The sequence below is a fragment of the Falsiroseomonas selenitidurans genome (assembly GCF_012103215.1).
Lineage (GTDB): Bacteria > Pseudomonadota > Alphaproteobacteria > Acetobacterales > Acetobacteraceae > Falsiroseomonas > Falsiroseomonas selenitidurans.
Genome location: NZ_JAAVNE010000071.1, coordinates 1 through 20,094, shown reverse-complemented (window position 1 = coordinate 20,094; position 20,094 = coordinate 1). Strand labels below are relative to the sequence as shown.

The window sequence follows — 20,094 nt, the reverse complement described above, 5'->3', positions numbered from 1 at the left end:
GGCGCGGGCCGCATGGCAGGCGGCGCTGGAGGCGCTGGCCGACGGGAACGCCCCCGCCGCCCAGGCCGCGCTGGCCGCGGTGCTGGCGCTGGCGCCGGGCGACGGCCCGGCGCTGCTGTTCCAGCGCCGCCTGGCCCGGGGCGAGGCCGGGCTGCAGGTGGATCAGGGCTGACGGCTCAGCCCGCCGCGATCCCGTCCGGCGCCGCCTTGGCCGCCGATTTCAGCGCCGCGATCCGCGCCCCCACCGCCGCTGGCGCCATCCCCTCGCCCGGCGCCAGCTGCAGCACGGCGATGGAACAGCCGAGCAGCGGAAAGTCGCGCGGCTGGCCGTCCCGGTCCTTGCCGGCGAAGCGGCCGGCGGCGCGCTCCGCCTCGGTGTGGAATTCGGCGACGCCCGCCATGAAGTCCGCGCGCATCGCGGCCAGCCGCGGCCGCAGCCCGGCGGCGCCGGCCGGCCCCGGGGACAGGCCGAGCGACAGGCCCAGGAAGAAGTCGTCGCCGCCGATATGGCCGATGAATCCGTCGCCCCGCGCGCCGAAATGCCGCCGCAGCGCGTCCGCGCAGCGGGCCAGCGCCACATCGCCGGTGCGGAAGCCGAAGCGGTCGTTGAACGGCTTGAAATGATCGAGGTCCAGGTAGCACAGGGCCCGCGCCGCCGCCGCCGGTGCCGCCAGGCGTTCCACCGCCGCGCGCACCGCCTGGTTGCCCGGCAGGTGGGTCAGCGGGTTGCGGTCGATCGCCTCCGCCACCTCATCCGCATGGCGGCGATCCCGGCGCAGCGCGCTGTCCGCCGCATCCTCCACCTGGGCGGAGGTGGCGCGCAGCCGGGCGCACAGCGCCTCCAGCAGCCGCAGCAGCGCCGCCGGCCGGCCTCCCAGCACGGCGAGCGCCGGGCCCCGTTCCAGGAACAGCGCCCGCAGCGGCGTCAGCGCCACCGCCTCCGCCGAGCGGGCGCCGCCATCCAGCGCCGCGATCTCGCCCACCGTGTCGCCGGGCCCCAGATGGTTCAGCACCACCTCCGCCCCTTCGGCGCTGCGCAGGCGGATGCGGATCTGCCCGTCCAGGATCAGCCAGAGCCCGTCGCCGGGGTCGCCGCGGCGGAACAGCACGGCGCCTTCCGGCACCTGCCGGTAGCACGCCGCGCCGGCCAGTGCGTCCAGATCACCCGAGGACAGGCCCTGGAACAGCGGCACCTGCCCGAGTGCCACCTGCAAACCCGCCACATCCGTCGCAGACATCGGCGCCGTGTCCCGAATTTTGGTCGGGACAGCGGATATCAGGACGCCCCGATCTTCTCAATTGAGAAACGGGTTGCGCGCCCGGCTCTGGCTCGGCCCGTAATGGCGGGCGAGGTAGTCCACGATCAGGTCGCGGAACTCCCCCTCCAGCGGGTTCATGCCGTGGCGTTCGGTCATCCAGTCCATCAGCCCATCCCATTGGGCACGGCTGAAGCGGCTGCGGCGGATCAGCGCGGTGTTGTGGCAGGCGGTGCAGTAGCCGAAGGTTTCGCTGCGCCCCTCGCCTTCCGCCAGCACGCTCTCCTCCTCCGCCCGCTCGGCCATGGCGCGGGCGGCGTCGGCCTGGCTTGCCGGCTGGGCGGCCGCGGGGCGGATCAGGACGGGGCTGGCCAGCAACAGGGCCAGCCCGAGAACGGCCAGGCGCATCTCAGCCCACCAGGATCGCGGCGCGGCTGATCGGGTTGCCGCCATAGCCCTGCGGGTTCCAGTTCGGCGGCGCATGCGGCTGCATCCGGCCCTCGCTGTCCGTCGCGCGGTACCAGACCTCGTAATACCCGTCGGAGGGCAGCGCGACGCGGCCGGTCCAGCGCTGCCAGGCATGGCGGTTGGCGGGGTCCGCCACCTGCATGGCGGTCCAGCTGGCACCGAAATCGACGCTGACATGCACCGCGCGCACCGTCAGGTCACCGGCCCAGGCGGCGCCGCGCAGGTCGAGCGCCCTGGTGCCCGCCGGCAGCCGCGCGCCATGCGCGTGGGAGGAGAGGATGGCGCGCACCGGCATGCTCTCCAGGTCCGCGAAGTCGCGGCCATTGTTGCTGCTGCCGGGGACGATCGGGCGCACCGGCACGCGGTAGCTGGTGCCGCCCATGCCCGGACCGTCATGCGGCTTGTCGCGCACCCAGATGCGGGTCAGCCATTTCTGGCTGAGGCTGCCCGGCCAGCCCGGCGTCACCAGGCGCAGCGGCGCCCCGTGCAGCTGCGGAATCGCCGCCCCGTTCAGACGGAAGGCCAGCAGCGTATCCTCCTCCATCGCCTTGGCGATGCGCATGCCGCGCGCGATGGCAGGCCGCCCCGGCTCGTTCGACAGATGCGGGTCGGCGCCGTAATGCCCGGTGGCGACGGCGGAGGATTTCAGCCCGGCGGCGTTCAGCACGTCGCGCAGCCGCACCCCGGTCCATTCGCCGTTGCTGATGGCGCCGTTGCCCCATTGGTTGCCGCGCGCCTGCGGCTGATAGAAGGCGCGGCCATTGCCGCCGCATTCCAGCTGCAACTGCCGGGTGATGACGGGGAAGCGCGCTTCCAGCTCGCCCACCGTCAGTTCCAGGCGCTGGTTGACCTCGCCCTCCACCACCAGCTTCCAGGCGCGCGGGTCGGCCGCCGCGTCCGGCACGCCGCCATTGTTGCGGATGAACATGTTGCGCGCCGAGGTCACCGGCTCGTCCAGCAGGGTCTCCGGCGTCTCGGCGTTCAGCGGCCGCTCGCCCTGCAGGATCAGCGGGCCCTTGCCCGGCAGGTCGAGCAGCGCCGGGCCGCCGGACTGGGCCGCCGCCGGGCGGCTGAACAGCGCCGGCAGCGTGCCCTGCGGCATGGAGCCACCGAAGGGAATCGCCGCGCCCACCGCGCCGCCCATCGCCGCCAGCGCCGCGCCCTTCAGCGCGCCGCGCCGGCCAAAGGCCAGCGCATCCGCGCGCTCCGGGTCATCCCGGTACAGTTCCTGCACCGAGCGTTCGATCCTGCGCACCATTGGTTGCCTCCCTCAATCGCATAGTTGCGCAGATAGGAAGGCAGGTCGGGCCGTTTCGCAAGTCGTCTTTGCGTTACTCCGCCGCCAGCGGCAGCGCGCCCATCGCGCCCGGCAGGCGCCAGCCGTACTGCGCATCCAGGCCCAGCGCCTTCACGATGGCCACGCCGCGCGCCAGATGGTCCGGCTTCAGGGCGGAAAGCGGCCGCCGCAGGTCGCCGGCCGGCAGCCCCACCGCCTGCATCAGGGACTTCACCGCCACCGGGTTGATGGCGCTGTAGGTGAAGTGCAGCAGCGGCAGCAGGCGCAGATAGGTCTCCCGGAACACCACGGATTGCTCGGGCGTCGTCCAGGGGGTGGACAGCCGCGCCATGCCGACGGGGTCGATGTTGCCCGTCATGTTCGCCGTGCCATGCCCGCCGAGCGACATGGTCGGCACCACCAGGCCCAGATTCGGGCTGTCGCAGCACATGATGGTCGCATCCGGCGCCGCGGCGCAGACCTGCGCCACCTGGCCCACGCGGGTGGTGCTTTCCTTCAGCACGACGATGTTCGGGTGCTTCATCAGCCGCAGCAGATGGTCCCAGTGCAGGTCGGACTTCACCCGCGGCGGGTTGTTGTAGATGCCGATGGGCAGGTCCACCGCATCGGCGCATTCGGCGAAGAACGCCTCGATGTCGTCTTCCGGCGCGCAGATATAGGCCGGCGCGGCCAGGATGGCGCCATCCGCGCCGGCGGCCTTGGCGTGGCGCAGATAGGCGATGGTGGCCGCCGTGCTGGTGCCGGTGCAGCCGTAGAAGAACTTCATGCCGCGGCGCGGCATCGCCGCGGTCTTCTCGACGATCTCCCGCCGCTCCTCCGGCGTCAGCATGGAGACCTCGCCGGTCGAGCCCATGATGAGCACGGCCGAGGTGCCGCTGGCGGCGTGCCAGTCCAGCAGGGTCCGGAAGCCGCCGAAATCGACGCTGCCATCGGCGTTGAACGGGGTGATGAGGGCGACGAAGGACCCCTCGATCCGCATCTTGGTCATCGGGCATGCTCCAGCAGGGGCGGCCAGCCTAGCGCAGCGGCGGGCGGGTTGGGAATTGCACAGGGTGGCGGCAGGCAGCAGGCTGGCTGGCAGAAACGCTTCCGCATGGCGGGACTTGCCTCTTCCGGAACGGACGGCGCCGCGCAATTGTAGCGACAATTCATCCAAGGAATGTCCCATGCCCCCGCGCCGCCGCCTTCTCCAGGCCTCCCTGCTCGGCCTGGCCAGCCCCGCCCTGATGCGCCACGCCGCCGCGCAGGCCGCCTGGCCGACGCGGCCGGTGACGATCGTGGTGCCGTTCCCGCCCGGCGGGTCGAACGACCTGCTGGCGCGGCCCATCGCGCTGAAGCTGCAGCAGGCGCTGGGTGGCCACCCGGTGGTGGTGGAAAACCGCGGCGGCGCCGGCGGCACGGTGGGCGCCACCGCGGTGGCGCGCGCCACGCCGGATGGCCACACGCTGATGTGGGGCCATGTCGGCACGCTGGCGGTCAACCCCTGGATCTACCCCAACATCCCCTACAGCCCGCTGCGCGACTTCGCCCCGGTGGCGCTGGTGGCCACCCTGCCCTCCATCCTCACCATCCACCCCTCCGTCCCCGTGACCAATGCGGCGGAGTTCATCGCCTATGCCAAGGCCAATCCGGGCCAGCTGGAATATGGCAGCGCCGGCAATGGCGCGGCCTCGCACATCACCATGGCGGCCTTCTGCGACGCGGCGGGGATCGAGCTGGTGCACGTGCCCTATCGCGGCAATGGCCCGATGCTGGCCGACCTCATCGCCGGCCGGCTGAAGGCGAGCTTCGCCGGCGCCCCGGTGGTGCTGCCCTCGATCCGCGACGGCCGGCTGAAGGGCCTGGGGATGAGCGCGCTGCGGCCCTCCGACGCGCTGCCCGGCCTCGCCCCCATCGCCGGCGCGCTGCCGGGCTTCGAGGTGGTGCAGTGGCACGGGCTGGTGGCCCCGGCCGCGACGCCGCCCGAGGTGGTGGCGCGCATCAACGCCGCGGTGAACGGGCTGCTCGGCGACGCCGATGTGAAGGCCCGCCTGACCCTGGAAGGCGCCGATGCCGCGCCGCGCTCGCCGGAGGCCTTCCGCCAGCTCATCGCCAGCGAGATGGAGCGCTTCCGCGTGCTGATCGGCCGCGCCGGCATCAAGGCGGACTGAACAGGTGCGGACACTGACCGTCGCCTGCGCCCCCTATGACCGGGTGCGCGGTCTGTTCGACGGGCGCGTGCCGACACCCGGTCTGCGCCTGGTGCCGGTACCGATCCATTCGGAGCAGAGTTTTCCGCGCGCCTTCACCCGCGCGGAATTCGACGTGACGGAATTGTCGCTGTCCTCCCACCTCATGCAGGTCTCGCGCGGGGAGGCCGGCTATGTGGCGATCCCGGCCTTCGTCTCCCGCGCCTTCCGGCATGGCTGCATCTACCTGCGCGCCGATGCCGGCATCGCCACGGCGAAGGATCTGGAAGGGCGGCGCGTCGGCATCCCGGAATATCAGATGACGCTCGGCCTCTGGCTGCGCGGCATCCTGGCCGATGACCATGGGGTGGCGGTCAACGGCATCGCCTGGCGCACCGCCGGCACCAATGCCGCGGGGCGGCGCGAACGCCTGCCGCTGGAACTGCCGCCGGGGATGGAGGTGCGGCCGCTGGGGGAAGGCGCCACGCTGAACGCGGCGCTGCTGGAGGGGACCATCGACGCCATCCTCTCCCCCACCGAGCCCGCCGCCTTCGCCGCCGGCGACCCGCGCGTGGTGCGGCTGTTCCCGGACCCGCGCGCGGCCGCCACCGCCTGGCACCGCCGCACCGGCTTCCACCCGATCATGCACCTGATCGGCATCAGGCGGGAAATCCTGGCCGAGGACCCGACACTGGCGCGGCGCCTGTACGAGGCCTTCCTGGCGGCGAAGCAGCTTGCCCTGGCCGATCTCGAAGCCGACCTCCGGCATTCCTCGCTGTCCATCATGCTGCCCTTCCTGGCGGAGGAATGGGCGGCGACCAGGGCGCTGCTCGGGGCCGATCCCTGGACCTATGGCGTCACCGCCAACCGGGCGGAACTCGCCGCGATCTGCCGCTGGTCCGCCGCCCAGCACCTCGCCCGCCGGGAACTGCGCCCGGCCGACATCTTCGCCGAAGGAATGGACGATACATGAGCACCCCGCTTCGCGCCGCGATCATCGGCCTCGGTGGCTGGGGCCAGCACCTGGTGCGCAGCCTGGGCCCGGACAGCGCGCAGATCCGCTTCACCGCCGCCGCCACCCGCACCCCTGGCAAGGCGCAGGCCTTCGCCGCCGAGCACGGGCTGCGGATGCTGGACAGCTACGCGGCCGCGCTGGCGGATCCGGAGGTGGATGTGGTGGTGCTGGCCACGCCGCACCTGCAGCACACGGACCAGATCCTGCAGGCTGCCGCGGCCGGCAAGCCGGTGTTCACGGAGAAGCCGCTCGGCGTCGATGCCGCGAGCGCGGAGCGCGCGGCACGCGCCTGCGCGGACGCCGGCGTGACGCTCGGCGTCGGCTACAACTGGCGCTACCAGCCGGCGCTGCAGGCGATCCGCCGGATGATCGACGACGGCACGCTGGGCAAGGTTCTGCATATCGAGGGCAATTTCTGCGGCCCCAGCGCCTATCGCTTCCCCAAGGGCCATTGGCGGCACGACCGGGCGGAAGGCCCGGCCGGCGGCATGACCGGGCGCGGCGTGCATGTGGTGGACGCCATGCTCTACCTCGCCGGGCCGGTGGCGCAGGTGACGGCGCAGAGCTTCCGGCTGGTGCAGGATTTCGGCATGGACGACACCACCTCGATGCTGCTGCGCTTCGCCTCCGGCGCCACCGGCTATCTCGGCACCGTCATCGCCACGGCGGAGACCTGGCGGATGCAGGTGTTCGGCAGCAAGGGCTGGGTGGAGGTGGGCGATGTCGAGCACCTCACCACCTGGGACCTGAAGCTGTGCCGCATCGACCCCGCCGCGGTGACGGTGAAGCAGCGGCCGGAACTAATCACCTTCCCGAAGACCAGCACCGAGCGGGCGGAGCTGGAGCACTTCGCCGCGCATGTGCGGGCCGGCAAGCCGCTGGCCCTGCCGGGCGGCGACGCCGTCCACAATGTCGCGCTGCTGGGGGCGATCCTGGCCTCCATCGAATCCGGCGCGCCCGTCCGCCTGTCCTGACCCCGGAGAGAAGCATGACCCACCCGACCCGCCGCAGCACCCTGATGGGCCTGGCGGCCCTGGCCACCGCGGGCACCGCGCAGGCGCAGGCGCCCGGCGACTACCCGAACCGGCCGATCCGCGTCGTCGTCCCTTCCCCGCCCGGCGGGCCGCCGGACCTGATCGTCCGCATCCTGGCGCCGCGCCTGGCGGCAGCACTCGGCCAGCCGGTGGTGATCGAGAACCGGCCCGGCGCGGGCGGCGTCATCGGCAGCGCCTTTGTCGCGCGGCAGCCGGCGGATGGCTACACGTGGCTGTTCACCACGGCGTCGCACGTCAACACGCCGCCCTTCAACCCGAACGTGAATTTCGACCCGATCGGCGACTTCACCCATGTGACCCTGGCGGTGCAGAATTTCGGCCAGGCGCTGGTGATCAACCCCGGCGTGGCCGCGACCAACCTGGCGGAGTTGACCGCCCTGGCGAAGCGTGACCCCGGCAAGCTGACCTACGCCAATGCCGGCAACGGCACGGCCAGCCACATCCCGGCGGAGCTGTACAAATCCATGGCCGGGGTGGACATCCTCTCCATCCCCTATCGCGGCGTGGCGGAAGCGGTGGCGGACCTGCTGGCCGGGCGCGTCGACATGTTCTTCGTCGGCACCAACGTCGCGGTGGGCCATGTGCGCGCCGGCCGCCTGCGCGCCATCGCGCTGACCGGCGCGCGGCGCTGGAAGGGCATGCCGGAGGTGCCGACGATGCAGGAGGCGGGGCTGGCTGGCTACGACACGGTGAACTGGTTCGGCTGCTGGATGCCGGCCGGCGCGCCGCCCGCCATCGTCGCCAAGGTCCATGCGGCGATGGCCGGCGCGGTGAACGCGCCGGAGGTGGTGCAGCAATTCGACGCCCAGGGGCTGCAGGGCATCGCCCTGCCGCCGGAGCGCTTCGTCGAATTCATCCGGGCGCAGGCCGCCCAGGCGCAGGAGATCGGGCGGCGGGTGAACCGGTAGCGCAGGCCCGGGTGGGGCGGGGCCGATGTCCCGGCCCCCCCCCTTCCTCGTGGCCTGGCTACCGCGGCGTGACGCCGGCGGCGCGGACGATCGGGGCGAAGCCGGCGATCTCGGACTCGACGAAGCGCGTGTAGCTCTCCGGCGTGCTCTCCGGCGGCGGGGAGCCGGTGAGCTCCTCGAAGCGGCTGATCATCGCCGGCTCGGCCAGCACCGCCCGGATCGTGGCGGCCAGCTTCTGCACGATCGGCGCCGGCAGGCGGGCAGGGCCGGAGATGCCGAACCAGGCGTAGTTCACAACATCCACCCCGCTTTCGCGCAGCGTCGGCAGGTTGGGGAAGCGCGGGGAGCGCGTTTCCGAGGACACGGCCAGGGCGCGCACGCTGCCGGCATTGATGTGGCTGGCGGCGGAGGGCAGGCTGTCCATCATTGCCGGCACCACGCCGGCGATGGTGTCCGTCATCGCCGGGCCGGCGCCGCGATAAGGGATGGGCGTCACCCGCACATCCAGCGCCATGCCCAGCCGCACGCCGGTCAGGTGGCTGGAACTGCCGATGCCGGAGACGGCGAAATCGATCTCCCCGGCCCGCTTCACCTGGGCGATGAACTGCGCCATGTCCTGCGCGGAGTTGTTCTTCGTCACCACCAGCACCGAGGGGCTGGTCACCACCAGCGCCACATGGGTGAAGTCCTTCATCGGGTCATAGGGCAGGTTCGGATACAGCGAGGGCGAGACGCCGTGGGAGCCGCTGTTGGACATCAGCAGCGTCAGCCCGTCCGGCTCCGCCTGCGCGACCACGCCGGCGCCGATGGTGGCGCCGGCGCCGGGCCGGTTCTCCACGATCATCGGCTGGCCCAGCTTGTTGCCGAGCTGCTCCGCCACCAGGCGGGCCATCACGTCGGTGGTGCCGCCGGGCGCATAGGGCACGACGAGTTTCACCGGACGCTGCGGCCATCCCGCGGCCGCGTCGCGCTGCGCCAGCGCCGGCGTGGCGAGGACCAGGCTGGACAGGGCAAGGGTGTTGCGGCGCGTCAGGTGTCTCATGCGTTATCCTCCATTTCCGGCCGGCTGGGGCCGTTGGGCCGGATGATCGCCGCCTTTGCCGGCCACGCCAAGCGGGAATGGCGTCCGCACGCCGTGCCCGGCGCCGGCGGGGCGGGGCGGGGAAGAGCCCCCTCGCTCAGATCCGGCCCAGCACCAGCAGGGCGATGACGACGATCAGCACGACGCCGAGCGTGCCTGTGCCGCCATGGCCGAAGCCGTAGCCATAGCCGCCGAAGCGCCCGCTGAAGCCGCCCAGCAGCAGCAGGACCAGCAGGATGACGAGGATGGTGCCCAACATCGGATGCGCCTCCGCTCAGCGGGTTTCGACGGACAGGCTGCGCCCGCCGACATTCAGCTCCACCGCGTTGCTGCTCTGTTCCTGCCAGGCCCAGAAGCCCAGCGCGCCGACGGCGATCAGCAGCACGCCGAGGACGGGGTAGAGAAGGTTGCGGCTCATGGTCGGTGCGATCCCGTTCAATCTCCCGCCTGGGAATGTCATCGTGGCGGTTGGGAACAGATCGCGCGGCGGGCCGGAAGGTTTTCCTCATCACGGTCTCGTGCGCCACGGGACCCGGCGCGGGCCCTCGCCGGTGGCATTCGCGGACATCCTCGCGCACCATGCGGGGCCTGACCCACCGGGCGGGAGGTTTTCCGTTTCATGCTGCGCTCGATCGCCACCGTCTGCCTGTCCGGAACCCTGCCGGACAAGCTGGAATCGGCCGCCGCCGCGGGCTTCGGCGGGGTCGAGATCTTCGAGCAGGACCTGCTTTCCTTCGAGGGCACGCCGGCCGAGGCCGGGCGCATGGCGGCGGATCTCGGCCTCGCGGTCACCCTGTTCCAGCCCTTCCGCGACTTCGAGGCGATGCCGGAGCCGCAGCGGTCCCGCAACCTGGACCGGGCGGAGCGGAAGTTCGACACCATGCAGGCGCTGGGCACGCAGATGATCCTGGTCTGCTCCAACACCCAGGCCGCGACGCTGGACGACCCCGCCCGCGCCGCCGCCGATTTGCGGGAGATGGCGGCGCGCGCGGCGCGGCGCGGCCTGAAGCTGGGGTTCGAGGCGCTGGCCTGGGGCCGCCACACCAGCCGATGGCGGCAGGCCTGGGACATCGTGCGCGAGGCCGACCACCCTGCCCTCGGCCTGATCCTGGACAGCTTTCACACCCTGTGTATGGGCGACGACCTGGCCGGGCTGGCCCAGGCGGTGCCGCCCGAAAAGCTCTTCTTCGTGCAATTCGCCGATGCGCCGCGGCTGCGCATGGACCCGCTTTCCTGGTCCCGCCACCACCGCAGCTTCCCCGGCCAGGGGGAGCTGGAGGTGCCGGGCTTCCTGCGGGAGGTGCTGGCGGCGGGCTATGCCGGGCCGATCTCGCTCGAGATCTTCAACGACGAGTTCCGCGCCGCCCCGTCCCGCCGCATCGCCCGCGACGGGCTGCGCAGCCTGGTCTGGCTGGATGAGCAGGCGGGCCTGGCGCCGCTGCCCGCCACCCCGGCGCTGTCCGGCATCGAGTTCGTGGAATTCGCCGTGGATGAGACGGCGCGGGCGGAACTGGCCGCCTTCCTCGCCGCGCTCGGCTTCCGGCTGGCCGGCACGCATCGTTCCAAGGCCGTGCAGCTGTGGCGCAATGGCGGCGCCAACCTGGTGCTGAATGCCGAGCCGGACAGCGCGGCGGCGGAGCGCTTCGCCCAGCTCGGCCCGACCGTCTGCGCCCTGGCCTTCCGGGTGGACGACCCGGCGCGGCTGATGGCGCGGGCGGAGGCGCTGCGCTGCCCCACCTTCCGCGAACGGGTGGGCGAGGGGGAGCGCCGCATCCCCGCGATCCGCGCGCCGGACGGCACGCTGGTGTATCTGGTGCAGGCGACGGGGCCGGGGGACCGGCCGATCTGGGAGGATGATTTCCTCCTGGCGCCGGAGGCCACGGCGCCCGGTGCGCTGCGGGGCATCGACCATGTGGCGCAGGCGCTGGCGCCGGGGATGCTGGACAGCTTCGTGCTGTTCTACCGCGCCGTCTTCGGCCTGGCGCCCGATGCGCCCTGGGAATTGCCGGACCCCTACGGCCTGGTGCGGTCCCGCGCCTTCACCGGCGGGGTGGCGGATGGGGTGGAGCAGGTGCGGCTGCCGCTGAACGTCTCGGAGAGCACGCGCACCGGCACGGGGCGCTTCGTCTCCGCGCTGGCCGGCGCCGGGGTGCACCATATCGCCTTCGCCACGGCGGATGCCGCCGCGGCGGTGCAGGCGGCGAGCCAGCGCGCGGCGCCGCTGCTGGACATCCCCGCCAACTACTACGCCGACCTCGCGGCGCGCTTCGGCCTGGGCGAGGCCGAGACGGCGGCGCTGCAGGCGCACCACCTGCTGTTCGACCAGGATGCGGCCGGGCACGGCTTCCGGCATGCCTATACGCTGCCCTTCCAGGACCGGTTCTTCTTCGAACTGGCGGAGCGCGGGGTGGGCTATGAAGGGTTCGGCGCGGCGAATGCGGCGACGCGGATGGCGGCGCAGCAGCGGGGGCGGGCGCGGTAGAGGCTCGGCCACCGCGGCATCCGCGGCTTCCTCCTGCGCCGGTCCTGGCGAATTGCCCACCATGCCATCCTGCTGCATCCGCCAGCGTTGACGCCGCACCCTGTATCGCCCGGCCCCCGAACCCAAGGCCCACGCCCATGCCCCACGACCATCACGACCACCCTCACGGCCACCACCACCACGCCCCCTCCCCCGGCGCCACGCTCGATTCCGCCTTCCGCTGGGGCGTCGGCCTCAATCTCGGCTACACGCTGGCCGAGGCGATGGCCGGGTTCTGGTTCGGCTCGCTCGCGCTGCTGGCCGATGCCGCGCACAACCTGACGGATGTCGCCGGGCTGCTGATCGCCTGGGTCGCCGTGGTGGCGGCGCGGCGGCCGCCGAATGCGCGGCACACCTACGGCCTCGGCCGCGGCACCATCCTGGCGGCGCTGGCCAATGCGCTGGCCATCCTCATCGGCGTCGGCGCCGTGGTGTGGGAGGCCGTGGGCCGGCTCTCGGCACCGCCGGAAGTGCCGGGCCTGCCGGTGCTGCTGGTGGCCGCCGTCGGCATCGGCATCAACCTCGGCACCGCCCTGCTGTTCCGCGGCCATGGCCACGACCTCAATGCCCGCGGCGCCTGGCTGCACATGGCCACCGATGCGGCGGTCTCGCTCGGCGTCGTGGTCTCGGCGGCGATCATCCTGGCCACCGGCTGGCAGGTGGCGGACCCGCTGGCGGCGCTGCTGGTCTCCGTCGCCATCGCCTGGGCCGCCGCGCCGCTGCTGCGCGATGCGCTGCACTTGGCCATGGATGGCGTGCCGCGCGGGGTGGATGCCTCGGCGGTGCGGGCCTTCCTGGCCGCGCAGCCTGGCGTGGCGGCGGTGCACGACCTGCACATCCGCGCGCCGAGCACCACGGTGGTGGAGTTGACGGCGCATCTGGTGATGCCGGGCGGCCACCCGGGCGACGCCTTCCTGGACCGGCTGGCGGCGGCGCTGGCGGCGCAGCACGGCATCGGCCGCGCCACCCTGCAGATCGAACTCGGCGATGGCCCGGCCTGCCGGCTGGCCGCCGCCTGATCGCATCCTGGGCGCACAAGGCCCCGGCCTGCGGGCCGAGCGCGCCGCCGCCAGCGCCGCGAAGCGAGCGGCCGCAGATGCGGCCCGCCCGGCGTTTGCGGCGCAGGAAGGCGAAACCTTCCGGCGCCGGGTATCAGGCGCTCAGCCGCTCCATCGCCGCCGCGTCCACCTCGAAATTGGCATAGACGTTCTGCACGTCGTCATGGTCGTCCAGCACGTCGAGCAGCTTCAGCACGTCCCGCGCGCGCTCCTCATCCAGGTCCACGGTGCTGCTCGGCCACCATTCCAGCTTGGCCGCCTCCGCCGTGCCGAATTTCTGCTCCAGCGCATCGCGCACCGCGGCGAAATCCTCCACGGCGCAGGATACCTCATGGCCCTCCGCGTCGCTTTCCACGTCGCCGGCGCCAGCCTCGATGGCGGCTTCCAGCATGGTGTCGGCATCCGCCGCCGCGGCGGGGTAGCGCAGCACGCCCTTGCGCTCGAACTGGAAGGCCACCGAATTGGTCTCCCCCAGCGCCCCGCCATGCTTGCCGAAGATGGACCGCAGATCGCCGCCGGTGCGGTTGCGGTTGTCGGTCAGCGCCTCGACGATCACGGCCACGCCATAGGGGCCGTAGCCCTCGTAGCGCATCTCCACATAGTCCTCGCCGATGCCTGCGGTCGCGGCGCGCTTGATGGCGCGGTCGATGGTGTCGCGCGTCATGTTCGCCACCAGCGCCGCCTTCACCGCCGCGCGCAGCCGCGGGTTCATCGCCGGGTCGGGCAGGCCCTGCTTGGCGGAGACGGTGATCTCCCGGATCAGCTTGCCGAAGGCGGCCGCCTTCTTGGCGCCCTGCGCCGCCTTGCGGTGCATGATGTTCTTGGCGTGCGAATGGCCGGCCATCGCCGAGGCTCTCCATGATCCGGCGGGGGGTTCGGCCCCCCGGCTTGTCACATGTCTATACCGGCGCGCCCCCATCCGGGGCAAATCCCGGTGCCGTTCGGGGGGCCGCCGGGCCGTTGCCGCTTCAATCCGGGGTTCACCATTGCGGCGCAGAATGCCGGCATGACCCGCCCCGCCCCCACGGCCAATTCCCCTGCCGGCACGGTGCAGCAGCTTCTGCTGCGGCTGGGCGCGATCCTCGTGCTGCTCACGCTGGCGGCGGTGGGTGTCAACCAGCTGCTGCTGGACCGCATCCTGGAAAAGGCCGGCCAGGCCTGGGCGGAGGGCGTGGCGGAGACGCTGCAGCACCAGGAGCCAGGGCTCACCGACCTGTTGCAAGGCGCGGCGCCGGCGCCCGGCCAGCTGGAACGCCTGCGCTCCATCCTGCTGCCCGCGGAAGTCGAGGGCTTCCGCCTGCTGCGGGCCGATGGCGCCGTGCTGGTCGCGCGGTCGGCGCCACCCGCGGACCCGCCGCGCCGCCACCAGGCCGCGCCGGCCCGGCTGGCGGAGGTGGCGCTGGCAGTGGAGCCGGGCCGGCTGGTTCTGGTGCTGCGCGATACCGGGCGGCGGCAGCTGGTGATGCAGGCCTTCCGCCATGCCCAGCTCAGCGTCGGCGCCTTCGGGGTGGTGGCCCTCATGCTGCTGCTGTGGCTCGGCCTGCGCGGCAAGCGGGAGGAGGCGGCCGCCCGGCGCGCCCGGCAGCGGCTGCGCCAGGACGCGCTGACCGGCCTCGCCACCCATGCGGAGCTGCGCGAACGCCTGGCCCTGTCCCTGGCAGGCGCGGGGCCGGCGGGGCAGCAGGTGGCGGTGCTGGTGCTGAATCTGCGCGGCTTCCGGGACGTGAACGCCGCGCACGGCCGCGCCGCCGGCGATGCGCTGCTGGCGGCCCTGGCGCGGCGCCTGCGCAGCCTGGTGCGGCGGGAGGATACCGTGGCGCGGCTGTCCGCCGATCGCTTCGCGGTGGTGCAGACGGCGGTGCAGGGGGATGAGGATGCGGTGACGCTGGCCGCCCGCCTGGCCACCCAGCTGGCAGAGCCACTGCCGCTGCCCAAGGGCGGCACGCTGCGCCCGGTGCTGGAATGCGGCGTGGCCATGGCGCCGCAGGACGGGACGGAGGCGGAACTGTTGTTGGCGCGGGCGGAGGCGGCGCTCTCCACCGCGCGCGGCCAGCCGGAACCCGCCATCCGCAGCTTCGAGCCGGCGATGGACGCGGCCGTGCGCCTGCGGCGAGAGACGGAGGCCGACCTGCGGGCGGCGATGGCCCGCAAATCGCTGCTGCTGCACTACCAGCCGCAGCTGCGGCTGCGCGATCGCGGGCTGGTGGGCTTCGAGGCGCTGCTGCGCTGGCCGCACCCGACCCGCGGCATGATCCCGCCCAGCGAATTCATCCCCCTGGCCGAGCAGACCGGGCTGATCGTGCCGCTCGGCGCCTGGGTGATCCGCGCCGCCTGCGCCGAGGCCGCCACCTGGCCGGGGGAGCTGCATGTGGCGGTCAACCTCTCCCCGGCGCAGTTCCGCCATGGCGACCTGGTCTGCACCGTGGCGCAGGCGCTGGCCGATACCGGCCTGCCGGCAAGGCGGCTGGAGCTGGAGGTGACGGAAAGCCTGCTGCAGGAAGACCCGGACGACGTCGTCCGCCTGCTGCGCGACCTGCGCGCACTGGGCGTGTCCATTGCCATGGATGATTTCGGCACCGGCTGGTCCAGCCTGGCGCATCTCTGGCGCTTCCCCTTCGGCAAGCTCAAGGTGGACCGCGCCTTCGTCACCGATCTGGGGCGCGATTCCAAGGTCTGCGCCATCCTGGCCACCATCGTCGGGCTCGGTCGGATCCTGGACATGACGGTGGTGGCCGAAGGGGTGGAGACGGAGGATCAGGCCCGCATCCTGACGGCGGAAGGCTGCGAGCAGGGCCAGGGCTGGCTGTTCGGCCGCCCGATGCCGGCCGAGGCGGCCCGCCGGCTGATCGTGGAGGACCGCGCGCGGCTGTCACGTAGCGCGGCGTGAAGCGCGGCGCCGGCCGTGCCAGGCTGGCGCCATGCTGATCCGCCCCGCCTGCCAATCCCCGCATCTGCCCGAGATCGCCGGCTGGCTGCACGCGCAATGGTGGGGCGATTCGGGTTATTCGCGGGCCGCCACCGAAGGCTGGCTGCGCGCCGCCACCGGCCCGGCCGCCCCCTGCACGCTGATCGCGGAACGGGATGGCGTGCCGCTCGGCACCGCCACGCTGGATGTGGACGACCTGCCGAGCCGCCCGGATCTGACGCCCTGGCTCGCCTCCGTCCTGGTGGCGCCGGCGCATCGGCGCCAGGGCGTGGCGACCACGCTGGTGGCCGAGGTGCGCCGCCGCGCGGCGGCGCTGGGCCATGCACGGCTGTGGCTGTTCACCGAGGACCGGCAGGCCTTCTACGCCGCGCGGGGCTGGGTTCCGGAAGGTCCAGAGACATGGCGGGGGCGGCCGGTGGCGCTGATGTCCTGCGCGCTGGCCGTGCCGCCCGCGGCGGTGCCGGCGCCTCCCCCCGTTCCAGCGCGCTGAGGAAGCTTGCTGCCTCCGCCCGCATCGCGGCGACTTTCGCCTGGTCCATCCGCGCCAGGGTGCGCAGCGGCATGGCCATGCGCGGATTGCCCGCGAAGCGCTGCGCGTGCCGGGCGACGAAATCCCAGTAGAGGAAGTTGAACGGGCAGGCGCCCGGCCCGGTGGCGCGCTTCACGTCATAGGCGCAGCCGCGGCAATGGTCCGACATGCGGTTGATGTAGGCGCCGGAGGCCGCATAGGGCTTGGACGCCATCACCCCGCCATCGGCATGCAGCGCCATGCCCTGCACATTGGGCAGTTCCACCCATTCATAGGCGTCGGCATAGACCACCATGTACCAATGGTTCACCTCGGCCGGATCGAGCCCCGCCAGCAGGGCGAAATTGCCGGTGACCATCAGGCGCTGGATGTGGTGCGCATAGGCCAGGTCCCGCGTCTGGCCGATGGCCGCCGCCATGCAGGCCATGGCGGTCTCCCCGGACCAGTACAGCCAGGGAAGCGGGCGCGTCGCCGCCAGCGCGTTGCCCGTCCGGTAATCCGGCATCTTCAGCCAGTACAGGCCACGGACATATTCGCGCCAGCCGAGGATCTGGCGGATGAAGCCCTCCACCGCGTTCAGCGGCGCCGCGCCCTGGCGATACGCCGCTTCCGCCGCCCGGCAGGCCTCCAGCGGCTCAAGCAGGCCGCAATTCAGCGCCGCGGCGATCAGTGCGTGGAACAGCACCGGCTGCCCTTCCGCCATTGCATCCTGGTAGTCGCCGAAGCGGGGCAGACGGTGGGCGATGAAATCCGCCAGCGCCTGGCGCGCCTGCTCGGCCGTGACGGGCCAGGCGAAGCGGTCGGTGGTGCCGAAATGGCCGGGGAATTCGCGCTCCACCAGCCCGATCACGGCCTGCGTCAGGGCATCGGGCGGGAAGCGGCGCGGCGTCGGCGGCATGGTGCCGGCGGGCAGCGCGGCGCGGTTCTCGGCATCGTAATTCCAGGCACCGCCGGCGGGCTCGTCCGGCCCCTGCATCAGCAGGCCGCTCTCCCGCCGCATCTCGCGGTAGAAATACTCCATGCGGAGTTGCCGCCGGCCCGCCGCCCAGGCGCGGAAACGGTCCAGGCTGCACAGGAAGCGGCCATCCTCGCGGATCTCCACCGGCAGGCCGGTGGCATCCTGCCAGCCGCGCATATCCTGCAGCACCCGCCATTCGCCCGGATGGGTGCAGATGATGCGTGCCGCGCCATGGTCCCGCGCCGCCCGCGCCACCTCCCCGGCCAGGGTCTGGGTGTTCGACGGATCGTCCAGCGCCACGTGGCGCACGCGCAGGCCGCGCGCCGCCAACGCCGCCGCGAAATGCCGCATGGCCGACAGCACCAGGGCGATCTTCTGCTTGTGGTGCGGCACATAGGTGCATTCGGACCGCACCTCCGCCAGCAGCACCAGGTCGCGCGCCGGGTCGATGCCCGCCAGCGCCGCGATCGCATGGCTGCACTGGTCGCCGAGGACCAGGCGCAGCGCCGTCATGCGCGGTCGTAGCGCACGGCGCTGCCATCCTCCCCGGTGGTGGCGAAGCCCACCCAGGTGCCGGCGCCGTCATACAGCACGTCCGCCCCCTCCCCGCCCACCAGCACCACGCGGGTGCCGCCGCCTGCGGGCGTGATGCGCAGTTCCGGATCCACCGCGATGCCCTTGCGCGGGTCGAACAGCGGCACGCCGGGGCGCAGCGTCGCCTGCCGCCACCAGGTCAGCGGCGCCGCCGCGGCCGGCATCCGCACTTCGCCCTCCGGCCCGCGCAGCACCAGCCCGGCTTCCGCGGCCCGCGCCTCACAGACCGTGGTGGTGCCGTTCTTCGCGAGGCGGGAGGTCAGCGCCACCAGCCGGCCGCCGCGCCAGCCCTCGGTGGTCAGGTGGTGGTAGCGGAAGACGGTGAAGCCCATCAGCTTCACCTCGATCCGCACTTCGCTCAGCGCCTCCAGCAGCCCCGCCGCCTCGCGGAACCGCACGCTGTGGGTGCCGACCGGGCTGCCGCCGCGCAGCACCCGGAAATCCAGCCCCGCCGGCGCCGCCGCCGCGGCCTCCGCCAGCAGCATCGCCGCCCCCCCCGCCAGCAGCCCGCGCCGCCGCATCACCCGCGCCCGGCGATGGCGCCGCGGCCGCCATCGACGCCGATCACCTGGCCGGTGATCCAGCCGGCGGATTCCGACAGCAGGAAATCGGCCAGGGCGGCGCTGTCATCGGCCTCGCCCAACCGGGGAATGGGGTGCTGCTTGGCAATCGCCTCGGCCATTTGCGGGCTCCTCGTCAGGGGTTCGGCCAGCGCCGTGCGGGTCAGGCTGGGCGCGATGCAGTTCACCCGGACATGTGGCGCCAGTTCGGCCGCCAGCGCCACCGTCATGCCTTCGACCGCCGCCTTGGCGGCGCCGATCGCCACATGGTTGGCGAAGCCGGTGCGTGCCGCGACCGAGGAAAACAGCACCACCGCGCCGCGGCCTGCCGCCAGGGCCGGCGCCGCCACCTGCACCGCCAGCGCCGGGGCGGCGGTATTCAGGCGGAAGGTTTCCATGAGGTCCGCCTCCGTCACCCGCGCCAGGGGCTTCAGCAGGATGGAGCCGACGCACAGCGCGAGCCCGGCCAGCGACCCGCCGCCGTCGGCGACCGCCGCGGCCACGGCGGCCTGCCGGCCGGCGGCGTCGGTCAGGTCCGCGGCCTGGTGGCCGCAGCCGAGCTCCGCCGCCAGCGCCGCCAGCCGCGCCTCCCCCCGCGCCACCAGGAAGGGCCGCGCGCCGCGCGCCGCCAGCCGGCGCGCCAGCGCCTGCCCGATTCCGCCCGTCGCCCCGAACACCAGCACCGTCATCACAGATCCCTTTTGCGCTCCGCGGCCAGATGGGGCTGGCGGGCGGGGTGAAAAGGCGCGCTGCCGGGCCGTCGCCAATCGCCACCTTCCGTGGCATGCTGCGCGGATCATGCGCCAATTGCTGCTGCTGCGGCACGCGAAGTCCTCCTGGGACGATCCGCGCCTTTCCGACCACGCCAGGCCGCTCAATGCGCGCGGCCGGCGCGCCGCCATTGCCATGGGCGAAGCGATGCGCGAGCTCGGCCTGGCGCCGGATGTGGTACTGGTCTCCTCCGCCCGCCGCACCCTGCAGACGCTGGAGGCGCTGGCGCCGCTGGAAGGCCCGCCGCTGGTGGAGCCGATGGACGATCTCTACCTGGCCGCCTGGCCCAGCCTGCTGCAGGTGCTGCGCGGGGTGCGGGAGACGGCGCGCAGCGTGCTGCTGATCGGCCACAATCCCGGCCTGCACGACCTGGCCATGGCGCTCGCCGGCCCCGCCGCCATGGCCGCCGCCACGCCCGCGACGCGCCGACTGGCGGAGGGCTACCCCACCGCAACGCTCACCGAATTCGCGCTCGCCCTGCCCTGGGGTCGCCTGGAAGCGGGGGGAGGCCGGCTGCTGCGCCTGCTCTCCCCCGCCGACCTGCCCGGCACCGAGGCCGGCGACACGCCCGAGGTCACCGCCTGACGATGCCCGCCCCGCCCCCCGCGCCGCTTTCCGCGCCGCTGCCCACCCTGCCCACCCTGCTGCTGGAGGCGGAGGTGGATCCCGCCGCCGCGGCCACGCTGTTCCGCCAGCCGGCCTTCGCCGGCCGTCGCGCCGGGCGCACCCGGTCGCTGGCCGTGGAACTCGCCTGGCTCGACACCGCCGAGGGCGCGCTGGCGGCGCAGGGGCTGGCGCTGGAGACCAGCGGGCTGCGCGCGCCGCGCCGGCTGATCCGCAGCCTGCCGGAGCCGGGGGCCATCTGGCGCCCGGCCAGCCCGCCGCCGGTGCTGGCCAGCCTGGCGCCGGATGCGGCGCCGGCGGAAGCC

General features: G+C 73.1%; 20 protein-coding genes and 1 pseudogene. 10 read left to right on the top strand and 11 right to left on the bottom strand.

Annotation, left to right across the window (positions count from 1 at the left end):
• Positions 1–176: 176 nt before the first annotated feature.
• The 4 genes from HEQ75_RS28945 to HEQ75_RS25475 form a co-directional block, all read right to left on the bottom strand.
• A complete protein-coding gene (locus HEQ75_RS28945; RefSeq protein WP_168034948.1) occupies positions 177–1,238 on the bottom strand; it encodes a cyclic nucleotide-binding domain-containing protein in 1,062 nt (353 codons plus the stop codon).
• 57 nt (positions 1,239–1,295) lie between these two features.
• Complete coding sequence (locus HEQ75_RS25485) at positions 1,296–1,664, bottom strand: aldehyde dehydrogenase (protein WP_168034947.1); 369 nt, start codon at positions 1,662–1,664, stop codon at positions 1,296–1,298.
• Position 1,665: 1 nt separating this feature from the next.
• A complete protein-coding gene (locus HEQ75_RS25480; protein WP_168034946.1) occupies positions 1,666–2,982 on the bottom strand; it encodes a sulfite oxidase in 1,317 nt (438 codons plus the stop codon).
• Positions 2,983–3,055: 73 nt separating this feature from the next.
• Positions 3,056–4,009, bottom strand: coding sequence for a dihydrodipicolinate synthase family protein (locus HEQ75_RS25475; RefSeq protein WP_168034945.1), 954 nt, complete (start codon positions 4,007–4,009; stop codon positions 3,056–3,058).
• 178 nt (positions 4,010–4,187) lie between these two features.
• Here HEQ75_RS25475 and HEQ75_RS25470 point away from each other — a divergent pair, with 178 nt between their 5' ends.
• From HEQ75_RS25470 to HEQ75_RS25455, 4 genes are read left to right on the top strand one after another with little or no spacing between them, the layout of a single operon-like run.
• Positions 4,188–5,171, top strand: coding sequence for a Bug family tripartite tricarboxylate transporter substrate binding protein (locus tag HEQ75_RS25470; protein WP_168034944.1), 984 nt, complete (start codon positions 4,188–4,190; stop codon positions 5,169–5,171).
• 4 nt (positions 5,172–5,175) lie between these two features.
• Positions 5,176–6,162: a substrate-binding domain-containing protein gene (locus HEQ75_RS25465; RefSeq protein ID WP_168034943.1), complete on the top strand. Its 987-nt coding sequence runs from the start codon at positions 5,176–5,178 to the stop codon at positions 6,160–6,162.
• Positions 6,159–7,178, top strand: coding sequence for a Gfo/Idh/MocA family protein (locus HEQ75_RS25460; RefSeq protein WP_168034942.1), 1,020 nt, complete (start codon positions 6,159–6,161; stop codon positions 7,176–7,178). Before HEQ75_RS25465 ends, HEQ75_RS25460 begins: the two co-directional genes overlap by 4 nt.
• 14 nt (positions 7,179–7,192) lie before the next feature.
• Positions 7,193–8,167, top strand: a complete 975-nt coding sequence (locus tag HEQ75_RS25455) for a tripartite tricarboxylate transporter substrate-binding protein (protein ID WP_168034941.1) — start codon at positions 7,193–7,195, stop codon at positions 8,165–8,167.
• Between the two features lie 58 nt (positions 8,168–8,225).
• On the opposite strand, the gene HEQ75_RS25450 is transcribed toward HEQ75_RS25455, so the two are convergent.
• From HEQ75_RS25450 to HEQ75_RS25440, 3 genes are all read right to left on the bottom strand, one after another.
• The gene (locus HEQ75_RS25450) at positions 8,226–9,209 is read right to left on the bottom strand and encodes a Bug family tripartite tricarboxylate transporter substrate binding protein (protein ID WP_168034940.1); all 984 of its coding nucleotides are present in this window, start codon (positions 9,207–9,209) and stop codon (positions 8,226–8,228) included.
• 136 nt (positions 9,210–9,345) lie between these two features.
• The gene (locus tag HEQ75_RS25445; RefSeq protein WP_168034939.1) at positions 9,346–9,507 is read right to left on the bottom strand and encodes a DUF3309 family protein; all 162 of its coding nucleotides are present in this window, start codon (positions 9,505–9,507) and stop codon (positions 9,346–9,348) included.
• A gap of 15 nt (positions 9,508–9,522) precedes the next feature.
• Complete coding sequence (locus HEQ75_RS25440; RefSeq protein ID WP_168034938.1) at positions 9,523–9,666, bottom strand: hypothetical protein; 144 nt, start codon at positions 9,664–9,666, stop codon at positions 9,523–9,525.
• 201 nt (positions 9,667–9,867) lie between these two features.
• Here HEQ75_RS25440 and HEQ75_RS25435 point away from each other — a divergent pair, with 201 nt between their 5' ends.
• On the top strand, positions 9,868–11,730 hold the full coding sequence (locus tag HEQ75_RS25435) for a bifunctional sugar phosphate isomerase/epimerase/4-hydroxyphenylpyruvate dioxygenase family protein (protein WP_168034937.1): 1,863 nt from the start codon (positions 9,868–9,870) through the stop codon (positions 11,728–11,730).
• A gap of 137 nt (positions 11,731–11,867) precedes the next feature.
• Positions 11,868–12,788: a cation diffusion facilitator family transporter gene (locus HEQ75_RS25430; protein ID WP_168034936.1), complete on the top strand. Its 921-nt coding sequence runs from the start codon at positions 11,868–11,870 to the stop codon at positions 12,786–12,788.
• A 133-nt stretch (positions 12,789–12,921) separates the two neighbouring features.
• On the opposite strand, the gene HEQ75_RS25425 is transcribed toward HEQ75_RS25430, so the two are convergent.
• A complete protein-coding gene (locus HEQ75_RS25425) occupies positions 12,922–13,671 on the bottom strand; it encodes a YebC/PmpR family DNA-binding transcriptional regulator (RefSeq protein ID WP_168034935.1) in 750 nt (249 codons plus the stop codon).
• 162 nt (positions 13,672–13,833) lie between these two features.
• Between HEQ75_RS25425 and HEQ75_RS25420 the strand changes: the two genes are divergently transcribed.
• Positions 13,834–15,714 (top strand): putative bifunctional diguanylate cyclase/phosphodiesterase, encoded by a 1,881-nt coding sequence (locus tag HEQ75_RS25420; protein ID WP_168034934.1) that lies wholly within the window; start codon positions 13,834–13,836, stop codon positions 15,712–15,714.
• A 31-nt stretch (positions 15,715–15,745) separates the two neighbouring features.
• Positions 15,746–16,075, top strand: a pseudogene (locus HEQ75_RS28535) (GNAT family N-acetyltransferase); the annotation flags it as partial.
• A 16-nt stretch (positions 16,076–16,091) separates the two neighbouring features.
• On the opposite strand, the gene HEQ75_RS25415 reads toward HEQ75_RS28535, so the two are convergent.
• The 3 genes from HEQ75_RS25415 to HEQ75_RS25405 are packed head-to-tail and all read right to left on the bottom strand — an operon-like array spanning position 16,092 to position 19,083.
• Positions 16,092–17,753, bottom strand: coding sequence for a cryptochrome/photolyase family protein (locus tag HEQ75_RS25415; RefSeq protein WP_168034933.1), 1,662 nt, complete (start codon positions 17,751–17,753; stop codon positions 16,092–16,094).
• Positions 17,750–18,355, bottom strand: coding sequence for a DUF6134 family protein (locus tag HEQ75_RS25410; RefSeq protein WP_168034932.1), 606 nt, complete (start codon positions 18,353–18,355; stop codon positions 17,750–17,752). The genes HEQ75_RS25415 and HEQ75_RS25410 overlap by 4 nt, the downstream gene beginning before the upstream one ends.
• A complete protein-coding gene (locus tag HEQ75_RS25405) occupies positions 18,355–19,083 on the bottom strand; it encodes an SDR family NAD(P)-dependent oxidoreductase (RefSeq protein ID WP_168034931.1) in 729 nt (242 codons plus the stop codon). Before HEQ75_RS25405 ends, HEQ75_RS25410 begins: the two co-directional genes overlap by 1 nt.
• 109 nt (positions 19,084–19,192) lie before the next feature.
• Between HEQ75_RS25405 and HEQ75_RS25400 the strand changes: the two genes are divergently transcribed.
• Both HEQ75_RS25400 and HEQ75_RS25395 read left to right on the top strand, forming a co-directional pair.
• The gene (locus tag HEQ75_RS25400; RefSeq protein ID WP_168034930.1) at positions 19,193–19,750 is read left to right on the top strand and encodes a SixA phosphatase family protein; all 558 of its coding nucleotides are present in this window, start codon (positions 19,193–19,195) and stop codon (positions 19,748–19,750) included.
• 2 nt (positions 19,751–19,752) lie between these two features.
• A partial coding sequence (locus tag HEQ75_RS25395) for a hypothetical protein (RefSeq protein WP_209318775.1) occupies positions 19,753–20,094 on the top strand: 342 nt, incomplete at its 3' end.

Excerpts from the sequence above, each read along its gene's own strand:
- HEQ75_RS25400 (WP_168034930.1), top strand. The coding sequence starts at position 19,193 with ATGCGCCAATTGCTGCTGCTGCGGCACGCGAAGTCCTCCTGGGACGAT.
- HEQ75_RS25485 (WP_168034947.1), bottom strand. The coding sequence starts at position 1,664 with ATGCGCCTGGCCGTTCTCGGGCTGGCCCTGTTGCTGGCCAGCCCCGTC.
- HEQ75_RS25425 (WP_168034935.1), bottom strand. The coding sequence starts at position 13,671 with ATGGCCGGCCATTCGCACGCCAAGAACATCATGCACCGCAAGGCGGCG.
- HEQ75_RS25450 (WP_168034940.1), bottom strand. The coding sequence starts at position 9,209 with ATGAGACACCTGACGCGCCGCAACACCCTTGCCCTGTCCAGCCTGGTC.
- HEQ75_RS25435 (WP_168034937.1), top strand. The coding sequence starts at position 9,868 with ATGCTGCGCTCGATCGCCACCGTCTGCCTGTCCGGAACCCTGCCGGAC.
- HEQ75_RS25470 (WP_168034944.1), top strand. The coding sequence starts at position 4,188 with ATGCCCCCGCGCCGCCGCCTTCTCCAGGCCTCCCTGCTCGGCCTGGCC.
- HEQ75_RS25440 (WP_168034938.1), bottom strand. The coding sequence starts at position 9,666 with ATGAGCCGCAACCTTCTCTACCCCGTCCTCGGCGTGCTGCTGATCGCC.
- HEQ75_RS25410 (WP_168034932.1), bottom strand. The coding sequence starts at position 18,355 with ATGCGGCGGCGCGGGCTGCTGGCGGGGGGGGCGGCGATGCTGCTGGCG.
- HEQ75_RS25430 (WP_168034936.1), top strand. The coding sequence starts at position 11,868 with ATGCCCCACGACCATCACGACCACCCTCACGGCCACCACCACCACGCC.
- HEQ75_RS25480 (WP_168034946.1), bottom strand. The coding sequence starts at position 2,982 with ATGGTGCGCAGGATCGAACGCTCGGTGCAGGAACTGTACCGGGATGAC.
- HEQ75_RS25415 (WP_168034933.1), bottom strand. The coding sequence starts at position 17,753 with ATGACGGCGCTGCGCCTGGTCCTCGGCGACCAGTGCAGCCATGCGATC.
- HEQ75_RS25460 (WP_168034942.1), top strand. The coding sequence starts at position 6,159 with ATGAGCACCCCGCTTCGCGCCGCGATCATCGGCCTCGGTGGCTGGGGC.
- HEQ75_RS25475 (WP_168034945.1), bottom strand. The coding sequence starts at position 4,009 with ATGACCAAGATGCGGATCGAGGGGTCCTTCGTCGCCCTCATCACCCCG.
- HEQ75_RS25455 (WP_168034941.1), top strand. The coding sequence starts at position 7,193 with ATGACCCACCCGACCCGCCGCAGCACCCTGATGGGCCTGGCGGCCCTG.
- HEQ75_RS25420 (WP_168034934.1), top strand. The coding sequence starts at position 13,834 with ATGACCCGCCCCGCCCCCACGGCCAATTCCCCTGCCGGCACGGTGCAG.
- HEQ75_RS25445 (WP_168034939.1), bottom strand. The coding sequence starts at position 9,507 with ATGTTGGGCACCATCCTCGTCATCCTGCTGGTCCTGCTGCTGCTGGGC.
- HEQ75_RS28945 (WP_168034948.1), bottom strand. The coding sequence starts at position 1,238 with ATGTCTGCGACGGATGTGGCGGGTTTGCAGGTGGCACTCGGGCAGGTG.
- HEQ75_RS25405 (WP_168034931.1), bottom strand. The coding sequence starts at position 19,083 with ATGACGGTGCTGGTGTTCGGGGCGACGGGCGGAATCGGGCAGGCGCTG.